This is a genomic window from Enterobacter sp. JMULE2 (assembly GCF_013337145.1).
Taxonomy (GTDB): domain Bacteria; phylum Pseudomonadota; class Gammaproteobacteria; order Enterobacterales; family Enterobacteriaceae; genus Enterobacter; species Enterobacter mori.
On the sequence record NZ_SGWD01000010.1, the window covers coordinates 764,628 to 791,527 of the forward strand.

The 26,900-nt window shown below is 57.1% G+C and carries 23 protein-coding genes and 1 pseudogene; 19 read left to right on the forward strand and 5 right to left on the reverse strand.

Going from position 1 to position 26,900, the window contains the following annotated elements:
- The first annotated feature begins 32 nt into the window (after nucleotides 1–32).
- A complete protein-coding gene (gene ompC / locus EXW94_RS04520) occupies nucleotides 33–1,106 on the forward strand; it encodes a porin OmpC (RefSeq protein ID WP_010431398.1) in 1,074 nt (357 codons plus the stop codon).
- 43 nt (nucleotides 1,107–1,149) lie between these two features.
- Here ompC and EXW94_RS04525 read toward each other — a convergent pair whose 3' ends face one another.
- On the reverse strand, nucleotides 1,150–2,094 hold the full coding sequence (locus EXW94_RS04525; protein ID WP_120158207.1) for a LysR substrate-binding domain-containing protein: 945 nt from the start codon (nucleotides 2,092–2,094) through the stop codon (nucleotides 1,150–1,152).
- Nucleotides 2,095–2,265: 171 nt separating this feature from the next.
- Between EXW94_RS04525 and EXW94_RS04530 the strand changes: the two genes are divergently transcribed.
- Genes EXW94_RS04530 through EXW94_RS04560 form a run of 7 tightly spaced genes read left to right on the forward strand, consistent with a single transcriptional unit; the run spans nucleotide 2,266 to nucleotide 8,717 of the window.
- A complete protein-coding gene (locus EXW94_RS04530; protein ID WP_100166595.1) occupies nucleotides 2,266–3,216 on the forward strand; it encodes a branched-chain amino acid ABC transporter permease in 951 nt (316 codons plus the stop codon).
- An 8-nt stretch (nucleotides 3,217–3,224) separates the two neighbouring features.
- Nucleotides 3,225–4,331 (forward strand): branched-chain amino acid ABC transporter permease, encoded by a 1,107-nt coding sequence (locus EXW94_RS04535; RefSeq protein ID WP_174339594.1) that lies wholly within the window; start codon nucleotides 3,225–3,227, stop codon nucleotides 4,329–4,331.
- A complete protein-coding gene (locus tag EXW94_RS04540) occupies nucleotides 4,328–5,095 on the forward strand; it encodes an ABC transporter ATP-binding protein (RefSeq protein WP_046889616.1) in 768 nt (255 codons plus the stop codon). The genes EXW94_RS04535 and EXW94_RS04540 overlap by 4 nt, the downstream gene beginning before the upstream one ends.
- The gene (locus EXW94_RS04545; protein WP_148400746.1) at nucleotides 5,088–5,807 is read left to right on the forward strand and encodes an ABC transporter ATP-binding protein; all 720 of its coding nucleotides are present in this window, start codon (nucleotides 5,088–5,090) and stop codon (nucleotides 5,805–5,807) included. The genes EXW94_RS04540 and EXW94_RS04545 overlap by 8 nt, the downstream gene beginning before the upstream one ends.
- Before the next feature lie 28 nt (nucleotides 5,808–5,835).
- Nucleotides 5,836–6,993 carry a branched-chain amino acid ABC transporter substrate-binding protein gene (locus EXW94_RS04550; protein ID WP_174339595.1) on the forward strand — a complete coding sequence of 386 codons (1,158 nt, stop codon included), beginning with the start codon at nucleotides 5,836–5,838 and terminating at the stop codon, nucleotides 6,991–6,993.
- Nucleotides 6,994–7,011: 18 nt separating this feature from the next.
- Nucleotides 7,012–7,494 carry an L-2-amino-thiazoline-4-carboxylic acid hydrolase gene (locus EXW94_RS04555; protein WP_174339596.1) on the forward strand — a complete coding sequence of 161 codons (483 nt, stop codon included), beginning with the start codon at nucleotides 7,012–7,014 and terminating at the stop codon, nucleotides 7,492–7,494.
- Nucleotides 7,491–8,717: a Zn-dependent hydrolase gene (locus EXW94_RS04560; protein WP_174339597.1), complete on the forward strand. Its 1,227-nt coding sequence runs from the start codon at nucleotides 7,491–7,493 to the stop codon at nucleotides 8,715–8,717. The genes EXW94_RS04555 and EXW94_RS04560 overlap by 4 nt, the downstream gene beginning before the upstream one ends.
- A gap of 473 nt (nucleotides 8,718–9,190) precedes the next feature.
- Here the strand turns inward: EXW94_RS04560 and EXW94_RS04565 are convergent, their stop codons facing one another.
- On the reverse strand, nucleotides 9,191–10,678 hold the full coding sequence (locus tag EXW94_RS04565) for an MFS transporter (protein ID WP_174339598.1): 1,488 nt from the start codon (nucleotides 10,676–10,678) through the stop codon (nucleotides 9,191–9,193).
- A gap of 117 nt (nucleotides 10,679–10,795) precedes the next feature.
- Between EXW94_RS04565 and EXW94_RS04570 the strand changes: the two genes are divergently transcribed.
- The 6 genes from EXW94_RS04570 (at nucleotide 10,796) to narI (ending at nucleotide 19,650) form a co-directional block, all read left to right on the forward strand.
- Nucleotides 10,796–11,371 (forward strand): TetR family transcriptional regulator, encoded by a 576-nt coding sequence (locus tag EXW94_RS04570; RefSeq protein ID WP_089600051.1) that lies wholly within the window; start codon nucleotides 10,796–10,798, stop codon nucleotides 11,369–11,371.
- A gap of 209 nt (nucleotides 11,372–11,580) precedes the next feature.
- Nucleotides 11,581–12,969 carry a NarK family nitrate/nitrite MFS transporter gene (locus EXW94_RS04575; RefSeq protein ID WP_010431432.1) on the forward strand — a complete coding sequence of 463 codons (1,389 nt, stop codon included), beginning with the start codon at nucleotides 11,581–11,583 and terminating at the stop codon, nucleotides 12,967–12,969.
- Between the two features lie 27 nt (nucleotides 12,970–12,996).
- Nucleotides 12,997–16,737, forward strand: a complete 3,741-nt coding sequence (locus EXW94_RS04580) for a nitrate reductase subunit alpha (RefSeq protein WP_174339599.1) — start codon at nucleotides 12,997–12,999, stop codon at nucleotides 16,735–16,737.
- A complete protein-coding gene (gene narH / locus EXW94_RS04585) occupies nucleotides 16,734–18,278 on the forward strand; it encodes a nitrate reductase subunit beta (protein ID WP_174339600.1) in 1,545 nt (514 codons plus the stop codon). The genes EXW94_RS04580 and narH overlap by 4 nt, the downstream gene beginning before the upstream one ends.
- Nucleotides 18,278–18,973, forward strand: coding sequence for a nitrate reductase molybdenum cofactor assembly chaperone (gene narW, locus EXW94_RS04590; protein WP_174339601.1), 696 nt, complete (start codon nucleotides 18,278–18,280; stop codon nucleotides 18,971–18,973). The genes narH and narW overlap by 1 nt, the downstream gene beginning before the upstream one ends.
- A complete protein-coding gene (gene narI / locus EXW94_RS04595) occupies nucleotides 18,970–19,650 on the forward strand; it encodes a respiratory nitrate reductase subunit gamma (RefSeq protein WP_174339602.1) in 681 nt (226 codons plus the stop codon). Before narW ends, narI begins: the two co-directional genes overlap by 4 nt.
- A gap of 79 nt (nucleotides 19,651–19,729) precedes the next feature.
- Here the strand turns inward: narI and nhoA are convergent, their stop codons facing one another.
- Nucleotides 19,730–20,575, reverse strand: a complete 846-nt coding sequence (gene nhoA, locus EXW94_RS04600; protein ID WP_174339603.1) for an N-hydroxyarylamine O-acetyltransferase — start codon at nucleotides 20,573–20,575, stop codon at nucleotides 19,730–19,732.
- Between the two features lie 108 nt (nucleotides 20,576–20,683).
- On the opposite strand from nhoA, the gene EXW94_RS04605 reads away from it, so the two are divergent.
- From EXW94_RS04605 to EXW94_RS04615, 3 genes and pseudogenes are all read left to right on the forward strand, one after another.
- Nucleotides 20,684–21,256, forward strand: a complete 573-nt coding sequence (locus tag EXW94_RS04605; protein WP_108417386.1) for a flavin reductase family protein — start codon at nucleotides 20,684–20,686, stop codon at nucleotides 21,254–21,256.
- A 177-nt stretch (nucleotides 21,257–21,433) separates the two neighbouring features.
- Nucleotides 21,434–22,160, forward strand: a pseudogene (locus EXW94_RS04610) (IS5 family transposase); the annotation flags it as partial.
- 194 nt (nucleotides 22,161–22,354) lie between these two features.
- Nucleotides 22,355–22,792 (forward strand): hypothetical protein, encoded by a 438-nt coding sequence (locus EXW94_RS04615; RefSeq protein WP_174339604.1) that lies wholly within the window; start codon nucleotides 22,355–22,357, stop codon nucleotides 22,790–22,792.
- Between the two features lie 15 nt (nucleotides 22,793–22,807).
- Here EXW94_RS04615 and EXW94_RS04620 read toward each other — a convergent pair.
- Nucleotides 22,808–23,613, reverse strand: a protein-coding gene (locus EXW94_RS04620; protein ID WP_174339605.1) for an IS5 family transposase whose coding sequence is annotated in 2 segments (ribosomal slippage) — nucleotides 22,808–23,260 and nucleotides 23,263–23,613 — 804 coding nt in all. Because the reading frame shifts where the segments join, the coding sequence is not laid out codon by codon here.
- A gap of 169 nt (nucleotides 23,614–23,782) precedes the next feature.
- Here EXW94_RS04620 and EXW94_RS04625 point away from each other — a divergent pair.
- A complete protein-coding gene (locus tag EXW94_RS04625) occupies nucleotides 23,783–24,235 on the forward strand; it encodes a DUF3828 domain-containing protein (RefSeq protein ID WP_174339606.1) in 453 nt (150 codons plus the stop codon).
- Nucleotides 24,236–24,330: 95 nt separating this feature from the next.
- Here the strand turns inward: EXW94_RS04625 and fusA are convergent, their stop codons facing one another.
- Complete coding sequence (fusA, locus tag EXW94_RS04630) at nucleotides 24,331–26,430, reverse strand: elongation factor G (RefSeq protein ID WP_174339607.1); 2,100 nt, start codon at nucleotides 26,428–26,430, stop codon at nucleotides 24,331–24,333.
- Nucleotides 26,431–26,591: 161 nt separating this feature from the next.
- Here fusA and EXW94_RS04635 point away from each other — a divergent pair, with 161 nt between their 5' ends.
- Nucleotides 26,592–26,894, forward strand: coding sequence for a helix-turn-helix transcriptional regulator (locus EXW94_RS04635; protein WP_010426140.1), 303 nt, complete (start codon nucleotides 26,592–26,594; stop codon nucleotides 26,892–26,894).
- The last annotated feature ends 6 nt before the right edge of the window (nucleotides 26,895–26,900 follow it).

Here is a 26,900-nt window from a genome sequence, read left to right on the forward strand (position 1 = left end):
AATACCTAAGAAAATTATAAGGAATGTTTAAGATGAAACTTAAATTAGTTGCAGTGGCAGTCACTTCTATGCTGGCAGCAGGCGTTGTAAACGCGGCTGAAGTTTTTAACAAAGACGGTAACAAACTGGATCTGTACGGCAAAGTAACAGGTCTGCACTATTTCTCTGATGACGCTGACAACGACGGCGACAAAACTTACGTTCGTCTGGGTTTTAAAGGCGAAACGCAGATTAACGACCAGCTGGCCGGTTACGGTCAGTGGGAATATGAGTTCAAGGGCAACCGCTCTGAAGCACAGGGCTCTGACGGTAACAAAACCCGTCTGGCGTTTGCCGGTCTGAAATTCAACGAATTCGGCTCTTTCGACTATGGTCGTAACTACGGTGTTGCTTACGACATCGGCGCGTGGACTGACGTTCTGCCAGAATTCGGTGGCGATACCTGGACCCAGACCGACGGCTTTATGACTGGCCGTACCACTGGCGTTGCAACCTACCGTAACACCGACTTCTTCGGTCTGGTTGACGGCCTGAACTTTGCGGCACAGTACCAGGGTAAAAACGACCGTGACGATATCACCGAGTCCAACGGTGACGGCTGGGGTCTGTCTTCCAGCTATGAGTTCGACGGCTTCGCTGCGGGCGCAGCCTATGCGAAATCCGACCGTACTGACCGTCAGGTTCGCGCCGCAAGCGATCTGAACGCCGGTGGCGAAAACGCAGAAGTCTGGGCAGCGGGCCTGAAGTACGATGCGAACAACATCTACCTGGCAACCACCTACTCTGAAACCCGTAACATGACCGCGTTCGGTAACGGTCACGTGGCGAACAAAGCGCAGAACTTCGAAGTGGTTGCACAGTACCAGTTCGACTTCGGCCTGCGTCCATCCATCGCTTACCTGAAATCCAAAGGTAAGGACATCGGTTCTTATGGCGATCAGGATCTGGTTGAATACATTGATGTTGGCGCGAGCTACTACTTCAACAAAAACATGTCTACCTACGTTGATTACAAAATCAACCTGCTGGACGACAACACGTTCACCAAAGATGCCAAAGTGTCTACCGACAACATCGTGGCTGTGGGTCTGACCTACCAGTTCTAAGATGTGTCAGTACGAAAAGGCCAGCCATTGTCGCTGGCCTTTTTTATTCCAGGCTCTGTTCACTGCCCGCCGCCCGGCGTAGCCAGTTTTGCAGCAGTTTCCCGTCTTCGGTCATGTCCGAGTCAGTGCGTACGCAGAGGTAGTAATCCCGCCCGTCGTCGATCGGCAAATCAAAGATCTTTACCAGTTCCCCGCTCTCAAGATACGGAGCAATGAGCGGCTCGCGCATCAGGGCACATCCCAGCCCGGCCTGTACGCCAGCCAGCGTCAGCAAGCCATCCTCAAACATCGGTCCACTGCGGCGCACGGGACGCTTCACCCCCTGCTGCATAAACCATTGCGGCCAGGTCGAGCGCTCCTCGTCATGCAGCAGCGGCATTTGCAGCAGCTGGTCGGGCGTATCGATATGGCCGTGAATACGTAAAAACGCGCGGCTGCACACCGGCACCATCTGGCCGGAGATCAGTTTTTCACTCTGATAGCCAGCCCACTGACCGTTACCAAAGCGAATCGACATATCGGATGCGTCGCTCAGGTAGTTACGGTGGTTGGCGTAGACGACGTTGATCTCCGTCTGCGGGTTGGCGCGCATAAAGGTCGGCAGACGTGGAATAAACCACCCCATACCAAACAGCGGGATCAGGCTGATGGTCACCTGACGCGTTTGCGCCTGTTCCACCAGGTGCTCCGTCGCCTGCCGAAGCACGTTGAACGCGGCGCGAATCGAGCGGTAGTAATCCCGCCCCTGCTGGCTCAGGATCAGCCTTCGCCCCTGTCGCTCCGTGAGTGGCATCTGCAGATAGGCCTCCAGCACCTTAAGCTGATGGCTCACGGCGGAGGGGGAGATATCCAGCTCCTGCGCGGCCAGGGTTACGCTTCCCAGCCTGGCAATGGCCTCAAATGCCCGCACGGCCCGAAGCGGCGGATCGTTTGCCAGACGGCTTTCGGCATAGGCTGACACGGCGGTCAACTGTTCTGTTTTATTCATATATTGATTTCTTTAGGCTTTTCACCCTGCTAATGGGTTTTGATATTTTCATGTAAATCATAAAGATAAAGCAATATCGGTTTATCATAAGAAATAATATATGTGTATTTTACAATTTTATTCATTTATTGGATGGTAGCCGCTGAAAGAGCAACTTGTCGGGTACGCACGTTGGATACACTGATACAACAACTGATCAACGGCGTGATGCTGGGAAGCATATACGCGCTGATCGCGCTGGGCTATACCATGGTGTATGGCATCTTGCGCATTATTAACTTCGCCCACGGCGATATTCTGATGGTCGGCGCGTTAACCACGCTTTCCGCCATTAACGTTCTGAACAACACCTTCCCGCATCTGCCGCTGCTGCTGCAGTTGGGCTTTGCGCTGCTGGTTGCCATGGCGGTCTGTGCTCTGCTGGCGATGGCTGTGGAACGCTTTGCCTACCGACGCCTGCGCAACGCGCCGCGTCTGGCACCGCTGATCTCCGGGATTGGCGTCTCGGTGCTGCTGCAAACCGTGGCGATGATTATCTGGACGCGCAATCCGCTGATGTTCCCGCAGATCCTGCCGATGGACCCGATCGCCGTCACGTCCGGCAGCGAAGCCCATCCCCCTGCGATTGTTACCGTCACCGGCATCGTGACCGTGGCGCTGGCGCTGACCGTCATGGTCGGACTCTGGCTGTTGGTCGAATACAGCCGCCTGGGGCGCGGCATGCGCGCCGTGGCGGAAAATCCGCGCGTCGCCATGCTGATGGGCGTGAACCCGAACGCGATAATTACCCTCACGTTTGCCATCGGCGGCATCTTTGCCGCGCTGGCAGGCGTGATGATGGCGAGCAACTATGGTAACGCCAGCTTCTCCATGGGCTTTCTGCCAGGGATTAAAGCGTTCACCGCCGCCGTGCTGGGCGGGATCGGCAATATTCGCGGCGCAATGATTGGCGGGATCCTGCTTGGCATCATAGAAGCACTCGGCGCGGGCTACCTGGGTGAACTGACCCACGGCGTGTTCGGCAGCAATTATCAGGATGTCTTTGCCTTCATCGTGCTGATTCTGGTGCTGGTCTTCCGTCCGGCAGGCCTGCTCGGCGAACGCGTGGCAAACAGAGCGTAAGGAACACTATGACAACCGTACAACTCCAAACGCCGACCGCGACGCGCACGTTCTGGTCCGGCATAACGCTGTTCTGCCTCGCGCTGCTGATTGCGCCCGTGGTCGCCAGCCAGATTGGCGGCAACTACTGGGTGCGGGTTATCGACTTTGCCCTGCTTTACATCATGCTGGCGCTGGGGCTTAACATCGTGGTCGGCTACACGGGCCTGCTGGACATGGGCTTTATCGCTTTTTACGCGGTCGGTGCCTATCTGGCCGCCCTGCTTGCCTCCCCGCACCTGTCAGAGGTATTCCCGATCCTCACCGTCTGGTTCCCGGAGGGGCTGCACACCTCCTGGCTGCTGATTATTCCCATAGCGGCTCTGGTTGCCGCGGTGTGCGGCATTATGCTTGGCGCACCCACGCTGAAGCTGCGCGGGGATTACCTGGCGATAGTGACCCTCGGCTTTGGCGAAATCATCCGCATCCTGATGCGTAACCTCGACCGTCCGGTGAACATCACCAACGGCGCAAAGGGCATTACCGGCGTCGATACCCTGAACCTGTTCGGCCTGAAGTTCAGCGGCGTATATCACTGGTTTGGCTTCAAAGTGCCCGCCCTGTGGCTGTGGTACTACCTGCTGATGCTGGTGATTGTGGCGATTGTGTTTGTCTGCCTGCGCCTGCAGCATTCGCGCATTGGTCGCGCCTGGCACGCCATTCGTGAAGATGAAGACGTGGCCCTCGCGATGGGCATCAACGTGCGCAACTACAAGCTGCTGGCCTTTGCCATGGGCGCCTCGTTTGGCGGCGTGGCGGGTGCCCTGTTCGGCGCGTTTCAGGGCTTTGTCTCACCGGAGTCGTTTACCTTGCAGGAATCCATTGCCGTACTGGCGATGGTCGTGCTGGGCGGTATAGGGCATATCCCCGGCGTGATCCTCGGCGCGGTGCTCCTGACGGCCCTGCCGGAGCTGCTGCGCAGCCAGGCCGCGCCCGTTCAGCAGGCGCTGTTTGGCACGGTGCTGGTCGACCCGGAAATTTTACGCCAGCTGTTCTACGGTCTGGCGCTGGTGCTGGTGATGCTGGTTCGTCCTTCAGGCATCTGGCCGGTGCGCCACAAGGAGGTGAAAGCATGAGCCTGTTAACTGTACGCAATATGTCCAAGCGCTTCGGCGGGCTGACCGCCGTGGATGACGTTTCGCTCACCGTGAATAAAGGCGAAATCTACGGCCTGATTGGCCCTAACGGCGCGGGCAAAACCACCTGTTTCAACCTGATTACCGGGCTGTATCCGGCGGACAGCGGTGAGTTCACCATTGCCGATAAGCCCTATTACCCGAAACAGATTGAAAAAGTCACCGCCGCCGGGATCGCCCGCACGTTTCAGAACGTCAGGCTGTTTAACGAGATGTCGGTACTGGAAAACGTCATGGTGGGCCGCCACGTGCGCACCCGCAACGGTTTATGGGCGGCGCTGAGCCGCAACGGGCGCGCCCGTAAAGAAGAAGCTGAAACGCGCGAGCAGGCGTGGCACTGGCTGGAATACACCGGCATTGCAAAGTTTGCCCACTATCGCGCCTGCGACCTGGCCTACGGGCATCAGCGACGTCTCGAAATTGCCCGGGCGCTGGCAACGGATCCGCTCCTGCTGGCGCTGGACGAACCCGCCGCCGGGATGAACGCGGCGGAGAAAGTGGCGCTCGGTGAACTGCTGACGCGTATTCGTGATGACGGCAGAACCCTGCTGATGATTGAACACGACGTCAAGCTGGTGATGGGCATCTGCGATCGCCTGACGGTGCTTGATTACGGCAAAACGCTCGCCAGCGGCACGCCGGAAAGCGTACGTCGCGACCCGGCAGTGATCGCCGCCTGGCTTGGAGGCAACGCCCATGTCTGAATTACTGAAGGTTGAACGTCTGGACGTGCATTATGGCGGTATTCAGGCCGTACGCGATGTCTCTTTTACCCTGCGCGAGGGCGAACAGGCTACGCTCATCGGCGCGAACGGCGCAGGAAAAAGCTCCACCGTCCGCGCCATCACCGGGCTAGAAAACTTTAGCGGCAGTATTGAATTCAACGGTAAAACGGTACGTAAGCACAGGCCCGAAACCCTGCTCCGGGACGGGTTGGTCATGGTCCCGGAAGGACGTGGGATCTTCGCCCGAATGACGGTACTGGAAAACCTGCAGATGGGTGCCTGGCTCAGGCGTGACACTGTCACCGTCAGGCAAGAGATGAATGACATTTTCGAGCGCTTCCCGCGCCTGGGGGAGCGCCAGCATCAGCTCGCTGGCCTGCTTTCCGGCGGTGAGCAACAGCTGCTGGCGCTTAACCGCGCCCTGCTCAGCCGCCCGCGTCTGCTGATCCTCGACGAACCGTCGATGGGCCTTGCCCCGAAGATGGTGGAGAACATTTTTGCCGTTATCGGCGGCCTGCGCGAACGCGGCGTCGCCCTCCTTCTGATCGAGCAAAACGCCAGGCTCGCGCTTGAAGTGACCGACAGCGCGTGGGTGATGGACAGCGGCAGCATTGTCCATCATGGCGAGTCGAAAGCGCTGCTCAATGACGACCAGATTGCACAGATTTACCTGGGCGAAATGCCCGTTTAACCACACCAGCCAACATCAGGGAAATATAATGAAAACAGTAAAAATCAGTGCGCTCAGCGCCGCTATTCTCCTCAGCGGTTTTGCCTCGACGGCCGCGTGGGCCGCTGGCAGCGAAACCGTGACCATCGGCCTGGCGGGCCCGCTCACCGGCCCGTCTGCCCGTATCGGTAAAGATCTCGAAAACGGTGCGCAGCTGGCCATTGACGACATCAACAAGCAGCACCCGACCATCGGCGGCAAAGCGGTGACCTTCAAGCTGCAGTCCGAAGACGATCAGTCTGACCCGCGCACCGCCGTTGCCGTGGCGCAACGTCTGGTGGACAGCGGCGTGGCGGGCGTAGTTGGCCACTGGAATACCGGCACCAGCATTCCGGCCGCGCGCGTTTATCACGATGCGGGCATCGCACAGGTGGCCCCGGTAGCGACCGGGCACGCCTATACCAAACAGGGCTTTGACACCAGCTTCCGCGTAATGGGCCATGACGATGACGGCGGACAGTTTGCCGGTCAGTACGCGGTCAATACGCTGAAAGCCAAACGCATTGCGGTGATCGACGACCGTACCGCCTTTGGTCAGGGTCTGGCGGACGAATTTATCAAATCGCTGGACGCTCAGGGCGTGAAGATTGTCGACCGTCAGTACGCTGACGACAAAACCGTGGACTTCAGCGCCGTGCTGACCGCCATTCGCAGCAAAAACGCCGATCTGATCTTCTTTGGCGGCGTTGACAGCCAGGCTGCACCGCTGGCGCGCCGTATCAAACAGTTGGGCATGAACGCCACGCTGATGGGCGCAGGCGGCTTTGTCAGCCAGACGTTCCTTCAGCTGGCGCAGAAGGAAGGCGAAGGCGTTGTCGCCCTCGAACCGGGCCTTCCGGTTGAGCAAATGCCGGGCGGTAAGGCGTTTGAGCAGGCCTACCAGGCGCGCTACCACACGCATATTGAACTGCACGCCCCGTTCGCCTATGACGCCACCCGCGTGCTGGTTGCGGCCATGGAAAAAGCCGACTCCGTCGATCCGACCGAGTATCTGCCTGCCCTGCGCGCCATCAGCTATTCGGGCGTGACCGGACAGATCGCGTTTGATAAAGAAGGCAACCTGAAATCACCGTCGTTCACGGTCTACAAAGTCGTTGACGGCAAGTGGCAGCCGCAGACCGTGCTGGGCGGCGCGAAAGACAAGTAACCGCAGTGAGGCAATGTGATGAGTGATAATAATGAGCTGGGCATTCTCGCCCGCCGCAAAATTGAAGCAGAAATTATTAAGCCAATCTATGAAATCCTGGTGCGGGAGATAGGGAAAACCCGCGCGCAGGCGGTCATTGGCGAGGCCATTGAGCAGGCCGCGATTGACGCAGGCAAAGCGTTTGCCAGCAAAGAGCCCGACGGTGCGGACGTAAAGAGCTTTATCGCCCTGCAGTACCTGTGGGAGAAAGATAATGCCCTTGAGATTAAGGTGATCGACGCCGACGACCAGCAGTACAACTACAACGTGACCCGCTGCCGCTACGCCGAGATGTACCACGAGATGGGGCTGGGTGAAATCGGTCACCTGCTTTCCTGTGCGCGCGATGAGAAATTTATTGTGGGCTACGCGCCGGACGTGGAGCTGACGCGCACCACCACCATCATGCAGGGCGGCTCGTGCTGTGACTTCCGCTACCGCATTAAAAAGGACACGGCATGATTCGGGTCAACGCTAAGCGTCTGTGGACAACGCTGGAGATGATGGCGCAGATCGGCGGCACGCCCGCCGGTGGCGTTACCCGTCTGGCCCTGAGCGAGGAGGATCGCATCGCGCGTAACCTGCTGCGCGACTGGGCGCTGGGGGCGGGCCTCACCTGCGACATCGACAGCATGGGCAATATGTTTATTCGCCGCGCGGGTACAAACCCGGCGCTTGCGCCGGTGATGACCGGCTCGCACGTCGATTCGCAACCCCTCGGCGGCAACTACGATGGTATCTACGGCGTGCTGGCCGGGCTTGAGCTGCTGCGGACGCTGAACGATAACAACGTACAAACCGAGCGCGACATTGTGCTGGTGAACTGGACCAACGAGGAAGGCGCGCGCTTTGCCCCGGCGATGCTCGCATCAGGCGTTTGGGCAGGCCAGCTTTCCGAAGATTTTGCCTACGCCCGGATGGACAGCAAGCGAGTAACGGTACGCGAGGCGCTTGAGGCGATCGGTTATCGCGGCGAAATCCCGGCCCGCGCTTTTCCGGTCCACGCCTGCTATGAACTGCACATTGAGCAGGGACCGATTCTGGAAGATGAATCCATCGATATCGGTCTGGTGCGTGCGGCCATGGGCCAGCGCTGGTTTACGATCGCACTGGAGGGTTTCGCCGCGCATGCGGGCACCACGCCTATGCACAGCCGACGCGATGCGTTAACCGCGTTTGCCGAGCTGGCGCTGAAGGTGGAAGAGATTGGCTATCGGCATGCGCCGGACGGTCGTGCGACGATCGGCATGGCGGAGGTCACGCCGAACTCGCGCAACGTGGTGCCGTCTCGCGTCGTGTGTAGCGTGGAGTTCCGCCATCCGGAGCAGGATGCGCTGGAAGCGATGGAGGTGGCGCTGCATCAGGCTGCGGAAAGCCTGGCCGCCCGTGGCGTGATGGCTAACGTCGAGCGCATTTTTGACTACGCGCCGATTGCGTTTAACGCGGCGTGTCTGGCCCGCACGGAACGCGCCGTGGCGGCGCTGGGCTACTCGTCTAAACCGATGGTTTCGGGTGCCGGGCATGACACCTGTTATGTCAGCAAAATCGCCCCGGCCAGCATGATCTTTATCCCCTGCGAGAAAGGCATCAGCCATAACGAAGCGGAAAGGATCCTGCCGGAGTGGTCAGAGAAAGGGGCAAATGTGCTGTTGCACAGCGTGTTGGCCGCCGCGCAGGAAACCTAAGCCATTACCGCGGCCTGATGCCCTCACCCTCTCCCACAGGTCTGAGGACGGCTCCCTCTCCCTTGAGGGAGAGGGCTGGGGTGAGGGGGAACATACGGCTCTGGTGGACATTCCGTTCACTTTATGTTCCTTGCTACTCTGTAAGGGCACAACCTGTGAACGTGCCAGGGTGGCTCAGTCGCCACCACCCTGGCGACCCAGGCTCCCGGCGGTAAATCGCCGCTTCGCGGTGCCCTCGGCTTATTCCTTCCGGCTTATCGGGGACGGGCGGAGGTAACATCCCTGTAAAGCCCGCCCTCTCGGCGCATCCATGCGCCTCGCCCCGGCCTGCAGGAAACGCCTCAGCGATTTACAGCCGGACCAGGGCGTCGCTGTAAGTCATTAATTATCCTGAAACAACATTCATCGCTTCCGGTTAAAAAATTACTGGGGATTCCTCAGCCCACAGGGAGAGGGGACAAACATGGCGGGTTTTACGGCTTCGGCACCTTCGCCAGGCTAAACCAAATCCCTGTCGCCAGGATCAGCAGCATCGCTCCCGCGCTGCCGAGCGCTACGCTGTGTGAGGTGATAAACGCCGTTTTCGCCGCCTCAATCACCGACTCCGCCAGTGACGGTGCCAGATCCTGCGCCACCTTCACCGCTTCACCGATAGATGACGAGGCTTTATCTGCAAGCGACGGGTTCAGCCCCTGCGGCAGCTCAATCGACGCCGAGAAGCTGCGGGTTAACAGCAGGCCGAAAATCGCGATCCCCAGCCCCGCGCCCAGCTCGTAGGACATGGTTTCAATCGCCCCTGCGGCAGCCGCTTTCTCTTTTGGCGCAGCGGCCATAATCGCAGAGGTCGAGGCCAGCAGCGCGCTGGCCGCGCTAAAGCCGAGCAGAACCATCAGGGCAGACGCCAGAAGCTGCTGAGTGCTGAAATCCAGCATCGACAGGCCGATAAAACTGACCGCGCTCAGCCCCATCCCCCCTGCCGCCACAAGACGCAGACCGAGACGTCCCACCAGTACACCCGCTATCGGGCCGCTAAACCCGCTGGCCACCATCAGCGGCAGCATAAACATGCCCGCCTCAAACGGCGTAAAGCCATGAACAAACTGCAGCTCCTGCGCCATCAGCAGTTCAAACCCCACCAGCGCGATCATCGCCGTCATCGCCATCACCACGCCGCTTAAAATGATGCGGTGGCAAAACAGGCGCATGTCGATCATCGGCACGCGGGCGCGCAGCTGAATGCGCACGAAAATAAACAGCATCACCGCGCCAGTCAGCAGCGTACAGGCCACCAGCCACGGCGACAGCACGCCTTTCAACGCGGTTTTAGCGCTGTAGACCAGCAGTAAAATCGCCACGATCAGCATGATCGCATGGCTAATGTTCAACGGCTGCTCAGGCCGCCCCTGCTGCCGGGGAACAAAGCGCGCCGCAAGCGTGACAACAATAAGCACGATTGGCACGTTGATCAAAAACACTGAACCCCAGTAGAAGTGTTCCAGCAACATACCGCCAATCAGCGGACCAAACGCCGCCCCGCCGGATCCCACGGCCGCCCAGACGCCGAGCGCGATGTTGCGATCCTTCGCGTCGACAAACAGCGTGCGGATCCCGGCAAGCGTGGCCGGAATTATCATCGCTGCGCCTATTGCCAGCGAGGCGCGCGCCGCAATCAGCCAGCCCGCAGAAGGCGCAAACGCCGCCGCCAGCGACGACAGGCCAAACAGCGTGCTGCCAATCATGAGCAATCGTTTAAAACCAATGCGGTCACCCAGCGCCCCCATCGGCAGTACCATTCCCGCCATCACCAGCGAGTAAATGTCGATGATCCACAGCAATTCATTGCCGCTCGCGCCCAGCGTCATGCTCAATGTTGGCGCCGCCACGTGCAGCACCGTCGCGTCGATCGCCACCGGGATATACACCAGCACGATAATCACTAACGCTAACCACTGACGAAACATAAATTTCCTTTTCTTTTAAAACATGGACACATGTCCAGGATGCGATCCTACGTAAAGTTGAACGCATGTCCAGCTTTTTGTTACACTCGTTTCGCCCCCATTGAGAGTGAGAAAAACATGCGTTATCTAAGCAAGGACGAGCGGCGTGAAGCCATCCTACAGGCCGCCATGCGCGTGGCCCTCGCCGAAGGACTGGCGGCCATGACGGTGCGCCGTATTGCCGCTGAAGCCAGCGTGGCGACAGGACAGGTTCACCACCACTTCACCTCCGGTGGAGAACTAAAGTCGCTGGCCTTTGTTCGCCTGATCCGCGAGCTGCTGGATGCCGACGCGTTGGACGAAAACGCCAGCTGGCGCGAGCGGCTGCATGCCATGCTCGGCAGCGATGACGGCAGGTTTGAACCCTACATTCGTCTGTGGCGTGAAGCCCAAATTCTGGCCATTCGGGATGCCGAAATAAAAGGCGCTTACGTACTGACAATGGAGATGTGGCACCAGGAGACCGTTGCCATTATTCGTGCCGGGGCGGACGCCAGCGAATTTACGCTGACTGACCGTGCAGAAAATATTGCCTGGCGTTTGATAGGGCTGGTGTGCGGGCTGGACGGCATTTACATATTAAATATGCCGGAGATGGACGACGCGGCCTTTAATAAGCATCTCGATAAACTCATTACGCTGGAATTGTTTTAATACCCCTTCCGGAGTATTAATTCCCGTGCGTTTTACAATTAGTAACACATTAAGCGACCCCTTAATCCCATTCTAATCTCAGGGGTTCGCTTTTTTATCTATCCTTTCAGATGTATCCCAAAACATCCAATAAACCCTAGTCCCCACTCTCATTTATCTTTTTGTTTTCACTTCGTTTTTCTCTCCATTATGGCAAGCAAGAGGGCGATATGTCACCACAAAGTGAAAAGAGTAACCCGCATCTTTTAAGTAACTGGAAACCTGAAAACGCGCAATTTTGGGAGAATAAAGGCAAACATATCGCGCAAAGAAATCTGTGGATCTCGGTGGCATGTTTACTGCTGGCCTTTTGCGTATGGATGCTGTTTAGCGCAATCGCGGTCAATCTCAATAAAGTCGGATTTAATTTCACCACCGATCAACTTTTTATGCTAACGGCATTACCTTCTCTCTCCGGCGCGATATTGCGCGTCCCCTATTCGTTTATGGTACCCATATTTGGCGGACGATACTGGACGGTATTGAGTACCGTCATCCTGATTATTCCCTGCGTCTGGCTGGGAATTGCCATTCAGACCACCGCGACGCCTTACTGGGTCTTTATCGTGATTGCCCTGCTCTGCGGCTTTGCTGGTGCCAACTTTGCCTCCAGCATGGGCAACATCAGCTTCTTCTTCCCCAAGGCAAAACAGGGCAGCGCGCTCGGCATTAACGGCGGGCTCGGCAACCTGGGCGTCAGCGTGATGCAGCTGGTCGCACCCTTGGTGATATTTCTGCCGATGTTCACTTTCCTCGGCGTTCACGGCGTGCCGCAGGAAGATGGCTCGACGATATGGCTGGCCAATGCAGCATGGATCTGGGCGCCGCTGCTGCTGCTGGCAACCCTTGCGGCTTTTTTTGGCATGAACGATATTGCCAGCTCTAAGGCTTCTATTGCCAGCCAGCTCCCGGTGCTGAAGCGCTTTCACCTCTGGCTGCTGAGCCTGCTCTATCTGGCGACCTTCGGCTCGTTTATCGGCTTCTCGGCGGGTTTTGCCATGCTGTCAAAAACTCAGTTTCCGGACGTCAACATCCTGCACCTCGCCTTCTTTGGCCCACTTATCGGTGCGCTGGCCCGTTCAGCGGGCGGGATGATCTCTGACAAACTGGGCGGCGTGCGGGTCACGCTGATTAACTTCGTCTTTATGGCCGTCTTTAGCGCCCTGATCTTCCTGACGCTGCCCGGCTCCGGCTCCGGCAGCTTTGTCGCGTTCTATCTGGTCTTTATGGGACTGTTCCTCACCGCCGGACTGGGCAGCGGATCCACCTTCCAGATGATCGCGATTATTTTCCGCCAAATCACTCTCGACCGCGTCAAAAAGCAGGGCGGCACGGACGAGCAGGCGCAGCACGAAGCGGTGACGGAGACCGCCGCCGCGCTGGGCTTTATCTCCGCTATCGGCGCCGTTGGCGGGTTCTTCATTCCCAAAGCCTTTGGCACCTCGCTGGCGATGACCGGATCGCCGGTCGGCGCCATGAAGGTGTTCCTCGTGTTTTACATCGTCTGCGTGCTTGTTACCTGGCTGGTGTATGGCCGCAAATCCGCAAAAAAAGAATAACTACACGTCCGAAGCAGGAGAAATGTCATGAGCAAACTGTTGGATCGCTTTCGTTATTTCAAAACAAAGGGGGACAGCTTCGCCAACGGGCACGGGCAGGTATACCACACCAACCGCGACTGGGAGGACAGCTACCGTCAGCGCTGGCAGTTCGACAAGATTGTGCGCTCCACCCACGGCGTAAACTGTACCGGCTCCTGCAGCTGGAAGATTTACGTCAAAAACGGCCTGGTGACCTGGGAAACCCAGCAGACCGACTATCCCCGCACCCGCCCTGACCTGCCCAACCACGAGCCGCGCGGCTGTCCGCGCGGGGCAAGCTACTCCTGGTATCTCTACAGCGCCAACCGCCTCAAATACCCGCTGGTGCGCCGCACGTTAATTGAGCTCTGGCGCGAGGCGCTGGCGCAGCATACCGATCCGGTGCTGGCCTGGGACGCCATCCAGAGCGATCCGCAAAAGGCGCAGAGCTACCGGCAGGCGCGCGGACACGGCGGATTTATCCGCTCGAACTGGAAAGAGCTAAACCAGCTGATCGCCGCCGCCAACGTCTGGACCATCAAAAATTATGGCCCGGACCGGGTGGCGGGTTTCTCCCCTATCCCGGCAATGTCGATGGTCTCCTACGCCGCCGGCACGCGCTATCTTTCCCTGCTGGGCGGCACCTGCCTGAGCTTCTATGACTGGTACTGCGACCTGCCTCCGGCTTCGCCGATGACCTGGGGCGAGCAGACCGACGTGCCTGAGTCCGCCGACTGGTACAACTCCAGCTATATTATTGCCTGGGGCTCGAACGTGCCGCAGACCCGTACCCCGGACGCCCACTTCTTCACCGAGGTGCGCTACAAAGGCACCAAAACCGTCGCCATCACGCCGGACTTCTCGGAGGTCGCGAAGCTGAGCGACCAGTGGCTGGCCCCCAAACAGGGCACCGACAGCGCCCTCGCCATGGCGATGGGCCACGTGATCCTCAAAGAGTTCCACCTCGATAACCCCAGCGACTACTTCCTCAACTACTGTCGCCGCTATACCGACATGCCGATGCTGGTGCTGCTCGACGAGCAGGAAGACGGTCGCGTGGTGCCGGGACGCATGCTGCGCGCCTCGGACCTTGTCGACGGGCTGGGTGAAGCCAATAACCCTGAATGGAAGACCGTCGCCTTTGACATTGCCGGGAACCTGGTGGTGCCAAACGGATCGATTGGTTTTCGCTGGGGAGAAAAAGGCAAATGGAACCTGGAGCCGCAGGCTGCGGGCCACGAAACCGAACTGACGCTTTCTTTGCTCGTTACCCACGACAGCGTTGCCGACGTCGCCTTCCCCTACTTTGGCGGCAACGAAAACCCGCATTTCCGCAGCGTGAAGCAGGAGCCGGTGCTGACGCGCCGCGTGCCGAGCAAAACCCTGACGCTCGCCGACGGCAGCGAGAAACGGGTGGTCAGCGTTTACGATCTGGTGCTGGCTAACTACGGTCTCGATCGCGGTCTGGAAGACAACAACGCAGCAGCACACTACGGTGAAATCAAAGCCTACACCCCGGCCTGGGGCGAACAGATTACCGGCGTCCCCGCTTATCTGATAGAAAAAATCGCCCGCGAGTTTGCCGATACGGCGCACAAAACGCACGGTCGCTCAATGATCATTCTGGGTGCCGGGGTGAACCACTGGTACCACATGGACATGAACTACCGGGGGATGATCAACATGCTGGTCTTCTGCGGCTGCGTCGGGCAGAGCGGCGGCGGCTGGTCACACTATGTCGGCCAGGAGAAGCTGCGCCCACAAACCGGCTGGCTGCCGCTGGCCTTCGCGCTGGACTGGAACCGTCCGCCGCGCCAGATGAACAGTACTTCCTTCTTTTACAACCACGCCAGCCAGTGGCGCTATGAGAAGCTGACCGCGCAGGAGCTGCTCTCTCCGCTGGCAGACGCCTCGAAATTCACCGGCCACCTGATCGACTTCAACGTCCGCGCCGAACGCATGGGCTGGCTGCCGTCGGCCCCGCAGCTCAACCTTAACCCGCTGCACATTAAAGCCCGCGCGGAGGCGGCGGGCATGACGCCGCAGGAGTACACCGTACAGGGGCTCAAATCCGGTGACGTGCGTTTCGCCTGCGAGCAGCCCGACAACGGTAAGAACCATCCCCGCAACCTGTTCGTCTGGCGCTCTAACCTGCTCGGCTCGTCCGGGAAAGGCCACGAGTACATGCTGAAATACCTGCTCGGCACCGAGAGCGGCATTCAGGGCGAGGATCTCGGCTCTACCGATGACGTGAAGCCCGAAGAGGTGGAGTGGCAGACCGCCGCCATCGAGGGCAAGCTCGACCTGCTGGTCACGCTCGACTTCCGCATGTCCAGCACCTGCCTATTCTCGGATATCGTCCTGCCCACCGCCACCTGGTATGAAAAAGACGACATGAATACTTCGGATATGCATCCGTTTATTCATCCGCTCTCGGCCGCCGTCGACCCGGCGTGGGAGTCCCGCAGCGACTGGGAGATCTACAAAGGCATCGCCAAAGTCTTCTCAGAGGTCTGCGTCGGGCATCTGGGCACCGAAACCGACGTGGTGCTGCAGCCGTTACAGCACGACTCCCCGGCGGAGCTGTCGCAGCCGTTTGATATTCAGGACTGGCGCAAAGGCGAATGCGATCTGATCCCCGGCAAAACCGCGCCGAACATTGCGGTCGTCGAGCGTAACTACCCGGAAACCTACGAACGCTTCACTTCTCTCGGTCCGCTAATGGATAAGCTCGGCAACGGCGGAAAAGGCATATCGTGGAACACGCAGAACGAGGTCGATTTCCTCGGTAAGCTGAACTACGTCAAGCTCGACGGCCCGGCGAAAGGCCGGCCGCGCATTGAAACCGCTATTGACGCCTCCGAGGTGATCCTCGCTCTGGCACCGGAAACCAACGGTCAGGTGGCGGTGAAAGCCTGGGAAGCGCTCGGCGAACTGACCGGGCGCGATCACACCCATCTGGCGCTGAACAAAGAAGACGAGAAGATCCGCTTCCGCGATATCCAGGCGCAGCCGCGCAAAATCATCTCCAGCCCGACCTGGTCCGGACTTGAGAGCGAGCATGTCTCCTACAACGCGGGCTACACCAACGTGCACGAGCTGATCCCGTGGCGTACCCTTTCCGGTCGTCAGCAGCTTTATCAGGACCACGCGTGGATGCGCGCCTTCGGAGAGAGTCTGGTGGCCTACCGTCCGCCGATTGATACCCGAAGCGTTACCCATATGCGCGAGATCCCGCCGAACGGCTTCCCGGAAAAAGCGCTGAACTTCCTGACGCCGCACCAGAAATGGGGCATCCACTCCACCTACAGCGAAAACCTGCTGATGCAAACCCTGTCGCGCGGCGGGCCGATTGTCTGGATCAGCGAAACCGACGCCCGCGAGCTGGGCATTGAGGACAACGACTGGATCGAAGCCTTCAACGCCAATGGCGCCCTCACCGCCCGCGCGGTGGTCAGCCAGCGCGTGCCGCCGGGCATGACCATGATGTACCACGCCCAGGAGCGCATCCTGAACATTCCGGGTTCAGAGGTGACCGGACGGCGCGGCGGGATCCACAACTCGGTGACCCGCGTTTGCCCTAAACCGACGCACATGATCGGCGGTTACGCGCAGCTGGCGTACAGCTTCAACTATTACGGCACCGTCGGCTCCAACCGCGACGAGTTCATCATGATCCGCAAAATGAAAAACATTAACTGGCTGGATGGCGAAGGTCGGGATCAGGTACAGGAGGCGAAAAAATGAAAATACGCTCACAGGTTGGCATGGTTCTGAACCTCGATAAATGCATTGGCTGCCACACCTGCTCGGTCACCTGTAAGAACGTCTGGACCGGGCGTGAAGGTATGGAATATGCGTGGTTTAACAACGTCGAAACCAAACCGGGGATCGGCTACCCGAAAAACTGGGAAGATCAGGATGAGTGGCAAGGCGGCTGGATCCGCGGCATTACCGGCAAGCTAACGCCGCGCCTCGGCGGCAAAATGGGCGTATTGTCGAAGATTTTCGCCAACCCCGTCCTGCCGCAGATTGACGATTACTATGAGCCCTTTACCTTTGACTATCAGGATCTCCACCGCGCCCCGGAGGGCGATCACCTCCCTACCGCCCGTCCGCGCTCGCTGATTGACGGCAAGCGGATGGATAAAATCGTCTGGGGGCCCAACTGGGAAGAGCTGCTGGGCGGCGAGTTCGAAAAACGCGCCCGCGACCGCAACTTCCAGAAGATCCAGAAAGAGATGTACGGCCAGTTTGAAAACACCTTCATGATGTACCTGCCGCGCCTGTGCGAGCACTGCCTGAACCCCAGCTGTGCCGCCACCTGCCCGAGCGGCGCGATTTACAAGCGTGAAGAGGACGGCATCGTGCTGATCGACCAGGATAAATGCCGCGGCTGGCGTCTGTGCATCAGCGGCTGTCCGTACAAGAAAATCTACTTCAACTGGAAAAGCGGCAAATCAGAAAAATGCATCTTCTGCTATCCGCGCATTGAATCCGGCCAGCCGACCGTCTGCTCGGAAACCTGCGTCGGGCGCATCCGCTACCTCGGCGTGCTGCTGTATGACGCGGACCGCATTGAAGAGGCGGCCAGCACCGAGCATGAAACCGATCTGTACGAGCGCCAGTGCGACGTGTTCCTGAATCCAAACGACCCGGCCGTGATTGAAGAAGCACTGAAACAGGGTATTCCGCAGAACGTGATTGACGCCGCCCAGCGCTCGCCGGTCTATAAAATGGCGATGGACTGGAAGCTGGCCCTGCCGCTACATCCGGAGTACCGCACCCTGCCGATGGTCTGGTACGTGCCGCCGCTGTCACCGATTCAGTCCTACGCTGATGCGGGCGGCCTGCCGCAGAGCGACGGTGTCCTGCCTGCCGTGGAAAGCCTGCGCATTCCGGTGCAGTATCTGGCGAACATGCTCAGCGCGGGCGATACCGGCCCGGTGCTGCGCGCCCTGAAGCGCATGATGGCGATGCGCCATTACAAACGTTCCCAGACCGTGGAAGGCGTGACCGATACCCGCGCCATTGAAGAAGTGGGCCTGACCGAAGCGCAGGTTGAAGAGATGTATCGTTATCTGGCCATTGCCAATTACGAAGATCGCTTCGTGATCCCGACCAGCCACCGTGAAATGGCGCGCGACGCCTTCCCGGAGAAAAACGGCTGCGGCTTCACCTTTGGCGACGGCTGCCACGGCTCCGATACCAAATTCAACCTCTTCAACAGCAGCCGCATCGACGCGATTAACATCACCGAGGTGCGCGAACACGGGGAGGGAGAATAATGCAAATCCTCAAGATCATCGCGCTGCTGATCGAATATCCCGATGAAACCCTGTGGGATAGCCGTGATGAAGCGTTTTCGTTGATTGAGCAGGACGCGCCCGCGCTGCTGCCGTTTACCCGGCAGCATCTGAACGCCCCGCTGCTGGATAAACAGGCCGAGTGGTGCGAGGTTTTTGAGCGCGGTCGCGCAACTTCGCTGCTCCTGTTCGAGCACGTTCACGCGGAGTCCCGCGATCGCGGTCAGGCGATGGTCGACCTGATGAGCCAGTACGAGAAAGCCGGGCTGCAGCTGGACTGCCGCGAGTTACCGGACTATCTGCCGCTCTACCTGGAATACCTCAGCATCGTCACCGACGATGAAGCGCGCGAAGGATTACAAAACGTTGCGCCGATCCTGGCGCTGATTGGGGGACGTCTGAAGCAGCGTGGCGTGGCGCATTACCAGCTGTTTGATGCCCTGCTGGCGCTGGCGGGTACGCGGCTTTCCAGCGACAGCGTGGCGAAACAGGTGTCCAGTGAAAAACGGGATGATTCCCGCCAGGCGCTGGACGCCGTATGGGAAGAGGAACAGGTCAAGTTTATCGAAGACAACGCCACATCGTGCGACAGCTCGCCGATGCAGCAATATCAACGACGCTTTAGCCAGGACGTCGCGCCGCAGTACGTGGACGTCAGCGCCGGAGGCCCAAAATGACACACTACCTGAACGTGTTTTTCTATGACATTTACCCCTACATCTGCGCCACCGTCTTTTTCCTCGGCAGCTGGTTGCGCTACGACTACGGGCAGTACACCTGGCGCGCCTCGTCGAGCCAGATGCTCAGCAAACGCGGCATGAACTGGGGCTCGAACCTGTTTCATATCGGGATCCTGGGGATTTTCTTCGGACACCTGTTCGGCATGTTAACCCCGCACTGGATGTACGCCTGGTTTTTACCCGTCGCGGTTAAACAGCAGCTGGCCATGGTGGCGGGTGGGGTTTGTGGCGTATTGACGCTGATTGGCGGTTCTATGCTGCTTTACCGCCGCCTGTTCAATCAGCGCGTGCGCGCCACGTCCACCACGCCGGATATCATCATCATGAGCATTTTGCTCATCCAGTGCATCCTGGGGCTGACCACCATCCCCTTCTCCGCACAATATCCTGACGGGAGTGAGATGATGAAGCTGGTCGGCTGGGCGCAGGGGATCGTGACGTTTAAGGGAGGCTCATCAGAAATGCTGAGCGGCGTGGCGCCGATCTTCCGCGTTCATCTGGTGCTGGGGATGACGATCTTCCTGATCTTCCCGTTCACCCGTCTGGTGCACGTGTGGAGCGCGCCGTTTGAGTATTTTACCCGTCGGTATCAGGTGGTGAGATCGCGCCGTTGATTTTGTCGGGTGGCGGCTACGCCTTACCCGACCTACGTTCAGGTTCCTCCTGGCCCGGTAAGGTGTAGCCGCCACCGGGCTATTTTCCGGCCTGAGGATGCGTATCAAAACCCGCCATCACGGCCGACAGCTCAGCCAGTGAAAATCCGTGTTTTGCATCGTCAACGCCCAGTCCAAAGCGTTCCTGCATCAGTCGGTAAAGCGCTTCAGCGTCCGGCAAATGGATCTGCTCTTCTACATGGCCATTTTGCCAGTGGGTAAAGTTGAAGTTAGTTAGCGTCAGCTTGCCGCCATCCGGCAGATGACGACACATCAGCAGATGGTGACGGAAATGCGACTGCGGCCAGTGCGCCGACCAGAAATTCCCCATCACGTAATCACTGAAATACTGCGTCGTCAGGTCAAAATGATACATCGACTGCCAGTGCTCGTGGTGGCGGAACTGCAGCACCCAGTCGTTACCCTCACTCAGCAGACGATACAGCCCGTGCGGCGTCTCTTGTTCTTCATTGGCAATCAAACGAATCGGCGCCGTCAACGTCTGGCCGCCAAACCCTACGTCGGCAATCCAACGTTCACCGTTAAGCTCCACCAGCAGCAGGCGATGCGTGCGCGGGGGCATTTGCGGCGGACTCGCTAACACCACGCGTCCCAGCACGCTACGCACCGTAAACCCGACCTCACGCAATACGCGTTCGAACAGGCCGTTTTGCTCAAAGCAATAGCCTCCGCGGCGAGCGGAGACCAGCTTGTCGACCAGATTCTGATCCTCAAGGTGGATCTCTCGCGGCAGAACGACATCAATATTTTCAAAAGGGATCGCACAGTTGTGGTGTAAATGCAGCGCGCGCAGCGTGTCGATATCAACAGCGGTTGGTTGCGTCCAGCCGATGCGAGCGAAATAGGCGGTCAGAAATGGGGACATTAATCAGTTTCCTTTGATTGCGATGTTTTGTTTATAAACTAATTTTATGCGCCCACTTTGATTTACGTGCTTTTTCGTCATACTCATCAAAGTAAATAAGGAGCCTCTATGAATCACTTTCGCCCTGTTGAATTACGTCATGCCAGCCGTCTGCTGAACCACGGTCCGACTGTGCTTATCACCAGTCGGGATGAAAGCCTCGACAGACGCAACGTGATGGCCGCCGCATGGTCAATGCCCGTTGAGTTTGAACCGCCGCGCATCGCGATCGTCGTGGATAAAAGTACCTGGTCACGTGAGCTGATTGAGCGCAGCGGGAAATTTGGCATCGTCATCCCCGGCGTGGCAGCGGCCAACTGGACATACGCGGTCGGTAGCGTCAGCGGGCGCGATGAAGACAAATTCAACTGCTATGGGATCCCGGTCGTTAACGGTCCTGAACTTGGCCTGCCGGTTATTGAAGAGAAATGTCTGGCGTGGATGGAGTGCCGGTTATTACCTGTAACTTCTGCGGCAGAAAAATATGACACCCTGTTTGGTGAAGTGGTTTCAGCGGCAGCAGACGAACGCGCGTTTGTCGCCGGACGCTGGCAGTTTGACGGGGATAAGCTGAATACGCTGCATCATCTTGGGGCCGGGACGTTTGTGGCGAGTGGGAAGATTGTGAAGGCGCCGGATTGATTTCGTAAATCATATCCTACTGAAATATAAATATTTTCCATGGCATTTTATGTTTACCACGGCGAAGTCAAACGGAGGATATTTCTGCAGTTGTTGCATTAGCAATGCTCACACTAAGAACCTATCCCAGAAGGGATTGTCAGCATGTCGTAACTGATAATTTCTGAAGGTGAAAAGATGACAGGCAGCAAATGGCGGATCAGCGATGAACTCTGGGAAAAATGGCACTGCTTATCCCCGAGCACAAACCCTGCCATCCACTCGGTACGCACCGGAAACGCGTTGATAACCGCGCTGCCATGGACGCCATATTCTTCGTCCTCAGGACCGGTTGCCAGTGGAACGCCCTGAACGCAACCGGGATATGTTCATCGAGTTCTGCACACCTGCGCTTTAAGGAATGGCGCGATGCTGGCGTTTTCGAGCGCTTCTGGCAGAACGGTTGGCTTGCCTGCGTGCATCTGGACAGCATTGACTGGTCCTGGCTGTCAATGGACGACTGTATGACCAAATCGCCGCTGTCAGGAACCAAAAAACAGGCCGCAACCCCACGGACAGAGGGAAACAAGGCGTAAAGTGCAGCCTGCTGACGGACGCCAGCGGGCTTCCTCTGTCTCTGGTTGTCGCAGCAGCGAACGCGCACGACATCAAACTGGTTGCGGATACGCTCGATGCCCTTCAGACGGGTCATCCGGGGCAAAAACTCAGACTCTGCCTGGACAAAGGTTACGATGCAGGCTGGCTGAAAACATATCTACAGAGCCGCCGCTACGAACTGCATATCCAGTCCCGTAAAGAAGAGTCAGACGCGAGTAAAAACACGGGCTTCAGAGCCCATCGCTGGGTTGTCTGGAGGACTCATAGCTGGATGAATCGCTTTCGCCGTGTCCTGACCCTATGGGAATTGAAGGCTTAAAATGACGAGTCCATGCTCCCTGTGGTCTTCTCGTCTGGAAATATCGGGCCAGGTTCATGTTATCAATATATTAACATATCAACATGTCAATTGATCGCGATGCTGTATTTATGTACAGTGCCCGTGCTTACTCATAAAGCAATAGCTTTTGATATTTATCACAATTTTATAGGATACAAAAAATGTCAGAAAATTTAATCAGCAATGGTGAGTTTGATAATGGTAACTCCCAGTGGGGTTTCACAAGCAATGGTTCGGGTGTCGCTACTGAAAATGAAACTGTTACTGTCATCAATAACTACTGCCGTATCACATCGACAGAAGCAATCTATCAGCAGATTAACCTTGAACCGGGTAAAAAGTACCTAATCAAAATTTACAGCAGAAGCCCTTTTTTAACTGGTACACTTTCTGTAATGACAGAAAATACTAATGATGTGTGGGGGGTTCCTGTTATCATTAATAAAAACAGAAGCAACACATGGCACGAAGAGCAATTTATTGTAGAAGCACAGGCCTCATGGGTATCACCACTTATGATCCATATCCGAGCAGAACAAAATCCTGAGCCGAGCTTCTATCTGGATGTTGATAAAATTGATTTAACTGAAACGATTTGAAACAGCACTAAGAGCCTATCTCAATAGGACTTTATTCCAGACAATAAGACCACAGGCAAAATGCAACATGGCCTCGTAATTTTCAGTCTTCTTTTCCCATCGTGTCAGAACCCGGCGAAAGCGATTCATCCAGCTATGAGTTCTTTCGACAACCCAGCGATGGGCTTTGAAGTCCGTGTTTTTACTGGCATCTGACTCTTCTTTACGGGACTGGATATGCGGCTCGTAGCGGCGGCTCTGCAGATATGTTTTCAGCCAGCCTGCATCGTAACCTTTGTCCAGGCAGAGTCTGAGTTTTTGCCCCGGACGACCCGTCTGAAGGGCATCGAGCGTATCCGCAACCAGTTTGATGTCGTGCGTGTTCGCTGCTGAGACAACCAGCGACAGAGGAAGCCCGCAGGCGTCCGTCAAAAGGCTGCGCTTTACGCCTTGTTTCCCTCTGTCAGTGGGGTTACGGCCTGTTTTTTTGTTCCTGACAGCGGCGATTTGGTGATACAGCCGTCCATTGACAGCCAGGACCAGTCAATGCTGTCCAGATGCCCGCAGGCAAGCAAACCGTTCTGCCAGAAGCGCTCGAAGACTCCGGCATCGCGCCATTCCTGAAAGCGCCGGTGTGCAGAACTCGATGAACATATCCCGGTGGCGTTCAGGGCGTTCCACTGGCAACCGGTCCTGAGGACGAAGAATATGGCGTCCATGGCAGCGCGGTTATCAACGCGTTTCCGGTGCGTACCGAGTGGATGGCAGGTTTTGTGCTCAGGGATAAGCGGTGCCATTTTTTCCCAAAGTTCATCGCTGATCCGCCATTTGCTGCCTGTCATCTTTTCACCTTCAGAAATTATCAGTTACGACATTCTGACAATCCCTTCTGGGATAGGTTCTAAGGAAATATCTATGTCATGGAATAAAAGGGAAGCCAAAACAGCCTCTATCCTGGGCCAACATATCGAAAGCTCCAACCCAAAATAACTATTTACAGGCACAACTAATATGAAAAAAGCCTTATTTATTTTACTTCTGGGCTCCTGCTCAGCGTTGGCGCACCAGAACGATCCCGTTCAACAGGCTGTTAATTTTAATAAATGGTATGTTAATCAAATTAGCAAGGATGCCTTTCCAATAACTGACAGCCGCGAGATCGATAAATTTGTCACTGCATCCACAATGAAAAAACTGCGTCATGCTCAGGATCCTAACTACGCTGATGATGACTTTTATGACGCGGATATTTTTTTAAAAGCGCAGGATATTGGCGATGACTGGCCCAGCAATGTAGCCGCAATTGCAGGTGACACAGATCCTGTATGCGTAAATGTATATATCGCATTTGGAAAAAAGCAGGAGCACATCGTCATTGACTGCATAGTCAAAGAAAATGGAGCCTGGAAAGTACAATCAGTCGCCAGGGTAGAATTTTCAAGAAACGTTACTGCTACAAAATGACTCAATCGATGAAAAGCCAGAGTGCTGATATTTAGAGATCTCTTGGGTCGTAAAAGCACATGGTAGTCTGACGACTACCATGTGACATGACCTAACTACTTCGCACGCCTTGAAATAATCTCTTCCGCAACATTCCGCGGCGCTTCTGCGAAATGATGGAACTCCATCGTATAGGTCGCGCGACCCTGTGACATCGAGCGCAGTGTGGTGGCATAGCCAAACATCTCTGCGAGCGGCACGTCGGCACGAATAATCTGGCTGCCGTACTGCTCTGCCATCCCCTGCACCATGCCGCGTCGGGAAGAGAGATCGCCCATGATGTTACCGGCGTACTCTTCCGGTGTTTCCACCTCCACGTGCATCACGGGCTCCAGGATGACCGGATCCGCTTTACGCGCGCCCTCTTTGAAGCCCAGGATCGCCGCCATACGGAAGGCCATCTCCGAGGAGTCGACGTCGTGATACGAACCAAACGTCAGGGTGGCTTTCACATCCACAACCGGATATCCCGCCAGCACCCCAGAGTTCATGGCCTCACGCAGTCCTTTCTCAACGGAAGGAATATACTCGCGCGGCACCACGCCGCCCTTGGTGGCATCTTCAAACTTAAAGCCGCTGCCCGGCTCTAACGGTTCAAGGCTGAGCACCACATGGCCGTACTGCCCTTTACCGCCGGACTGACGGACAAATTTGCCTTCGATGTCCTTCACCGCTTTACGCAGGGTTTCACGGTACGTTACCTGAGGACGACCAATATTTGCCTCCACGCCAAACTCACGCTTCATGCGGTCGACGATGATTTCCAGATGAAGCTCGCCCATCCCGGAGATAATCGTCTGGCCAGACTCCTCGTCGGTGTGGAGACGGAAAGACGGATCTTCCGCCGCCAGACGCTGCAGCGCGATACCCATTTTCTCCTGGTCGGCCTTGGTTTTCGGCTCGATCGCCAGAGAAATTACCGGGTCCGGGAACTCCATGCGTTCAAGCGTAATGACCGCATTAGGGTCGGTCAGCGTGTCACCGGTCGTGACATCTTTCAGACCCACGCAGGCCGCGATATCGCCCGCGCGCAGTTCGTCCACCTCGTGGCGATCGTTGGCATGCATCAGCACGATACGCCCGATGCGCTCTTTCTTTCCTTTTACCGGGTTATACACCGCGTCGCCTTTGCGCAGCACGCCGGAGTAGACGCGGATAAAGGTCAACTGCCCAACGTACGGGTCGCTCATCAGTTTGAATGCCAGCGCCGAGAACGGTTCGTCATCACTCGGATGACGTTCCGCGTGCTGCCCTTTTTCATCCACGCCATCAATGGCGGGGACGTCCAGCGGCGATGGCATCAGTTCGATCACGGCATCCAGCATGCGCTGCACACCTTTGTTTTTGAAGGCGCTGCCGCACAGCATCGGCTGGATTTCACCGGCAATGGTGCGAATACGCAACCCCTTGATGATTTCAGCTTCATCAAGATTGCCCGTTTCCAGGTACTTATCCATCAGTTCATCGCTTGCTTCCGCCGCCGCAGAGACCATTTTTTCGCGCCACTCTTGCGCGGTGCCGAGCAGATCGTCAGGGACCGGCGCATAGCTAAACGCCATGCCCTGGGTGGCATCGTCCCACAAAATGGTGCGCATCTTGATGAGATCCACCACGCCGGTGAAATGTTCTTCTGCGCCCACCGGGATCACAATCGGTACCGGATTGGCCTTCAGGCGTTCCTGCATCATCCGCACGACGCGGAAGAAATCGGCGCCCGGACGATCCATTTTGTTGACGAACGCAATGCGTGGAACCTTGTATTTGTTCGCCTGACGCCAGACGGTTTCCGACTGCGGCTGCACGCCGCCCACGGAGTCATACACCATCACGGCACCGTCGAGTACGCGCATGGAACGTTCCACCTCTATGGTGAAATCCACGTGCCCCGGAGTGTCGATGATGTTGATCCGGTGCGGCTCAAACCCCCGGTCCATACCCGACCAGAAGCAGCTGACCGCCGCGGAGGTAATGGTGATACCGCGCTCTTGCTCCTGCGCCATCCAGTCGGTGGTTGCCGCGCCATCGTGTACTTCACCCAGCTTGTGGCTCATCCCGGTATAAAACAGGATGCGCTCAGTGGTGGTTGTTTTACCGGCATCGATATGCGCGGAGATACCGATGTTGCGATAACGTTCGAGGGGGATGGGTCGGGGCATGATATTTCCTTAAGTCTTCAAGACTGTAGTGTGACGACCGGGATGGTCGTATATTCGTTCGTTTGCTATAATAGTCCTATTGTACGAGTATTATCGAACTATTTTTTAACGATTGACCTATTGTTGATATAGCTCAATCTGACATTTCACGCAGGAAAACCATGATCCCAAACCACCCCGAACCTGAACAAATACTCCTGGAAAACGTGCTGTTCGCCCTCGGTAACCCGCTCCGCCTCTCGATAATTCGCAGGCTGGCCGACGGCAGTGAACTGAGTTGCAATGCGCTACGCCCGGAGGATGTAGTGAAATCCACCATGACGCACCACTGGCGCGTACTGCGCGACAGCGGCGTTATCTGGCAGCGCCCGCAGGGGCGGGAAAATATGATTTCATTGCGAAGAGAGGATCTGGACGCCCGCTTTCCGGGGCTGATGGAGATACTTTTACAGGCGAAATCATAAGAACAT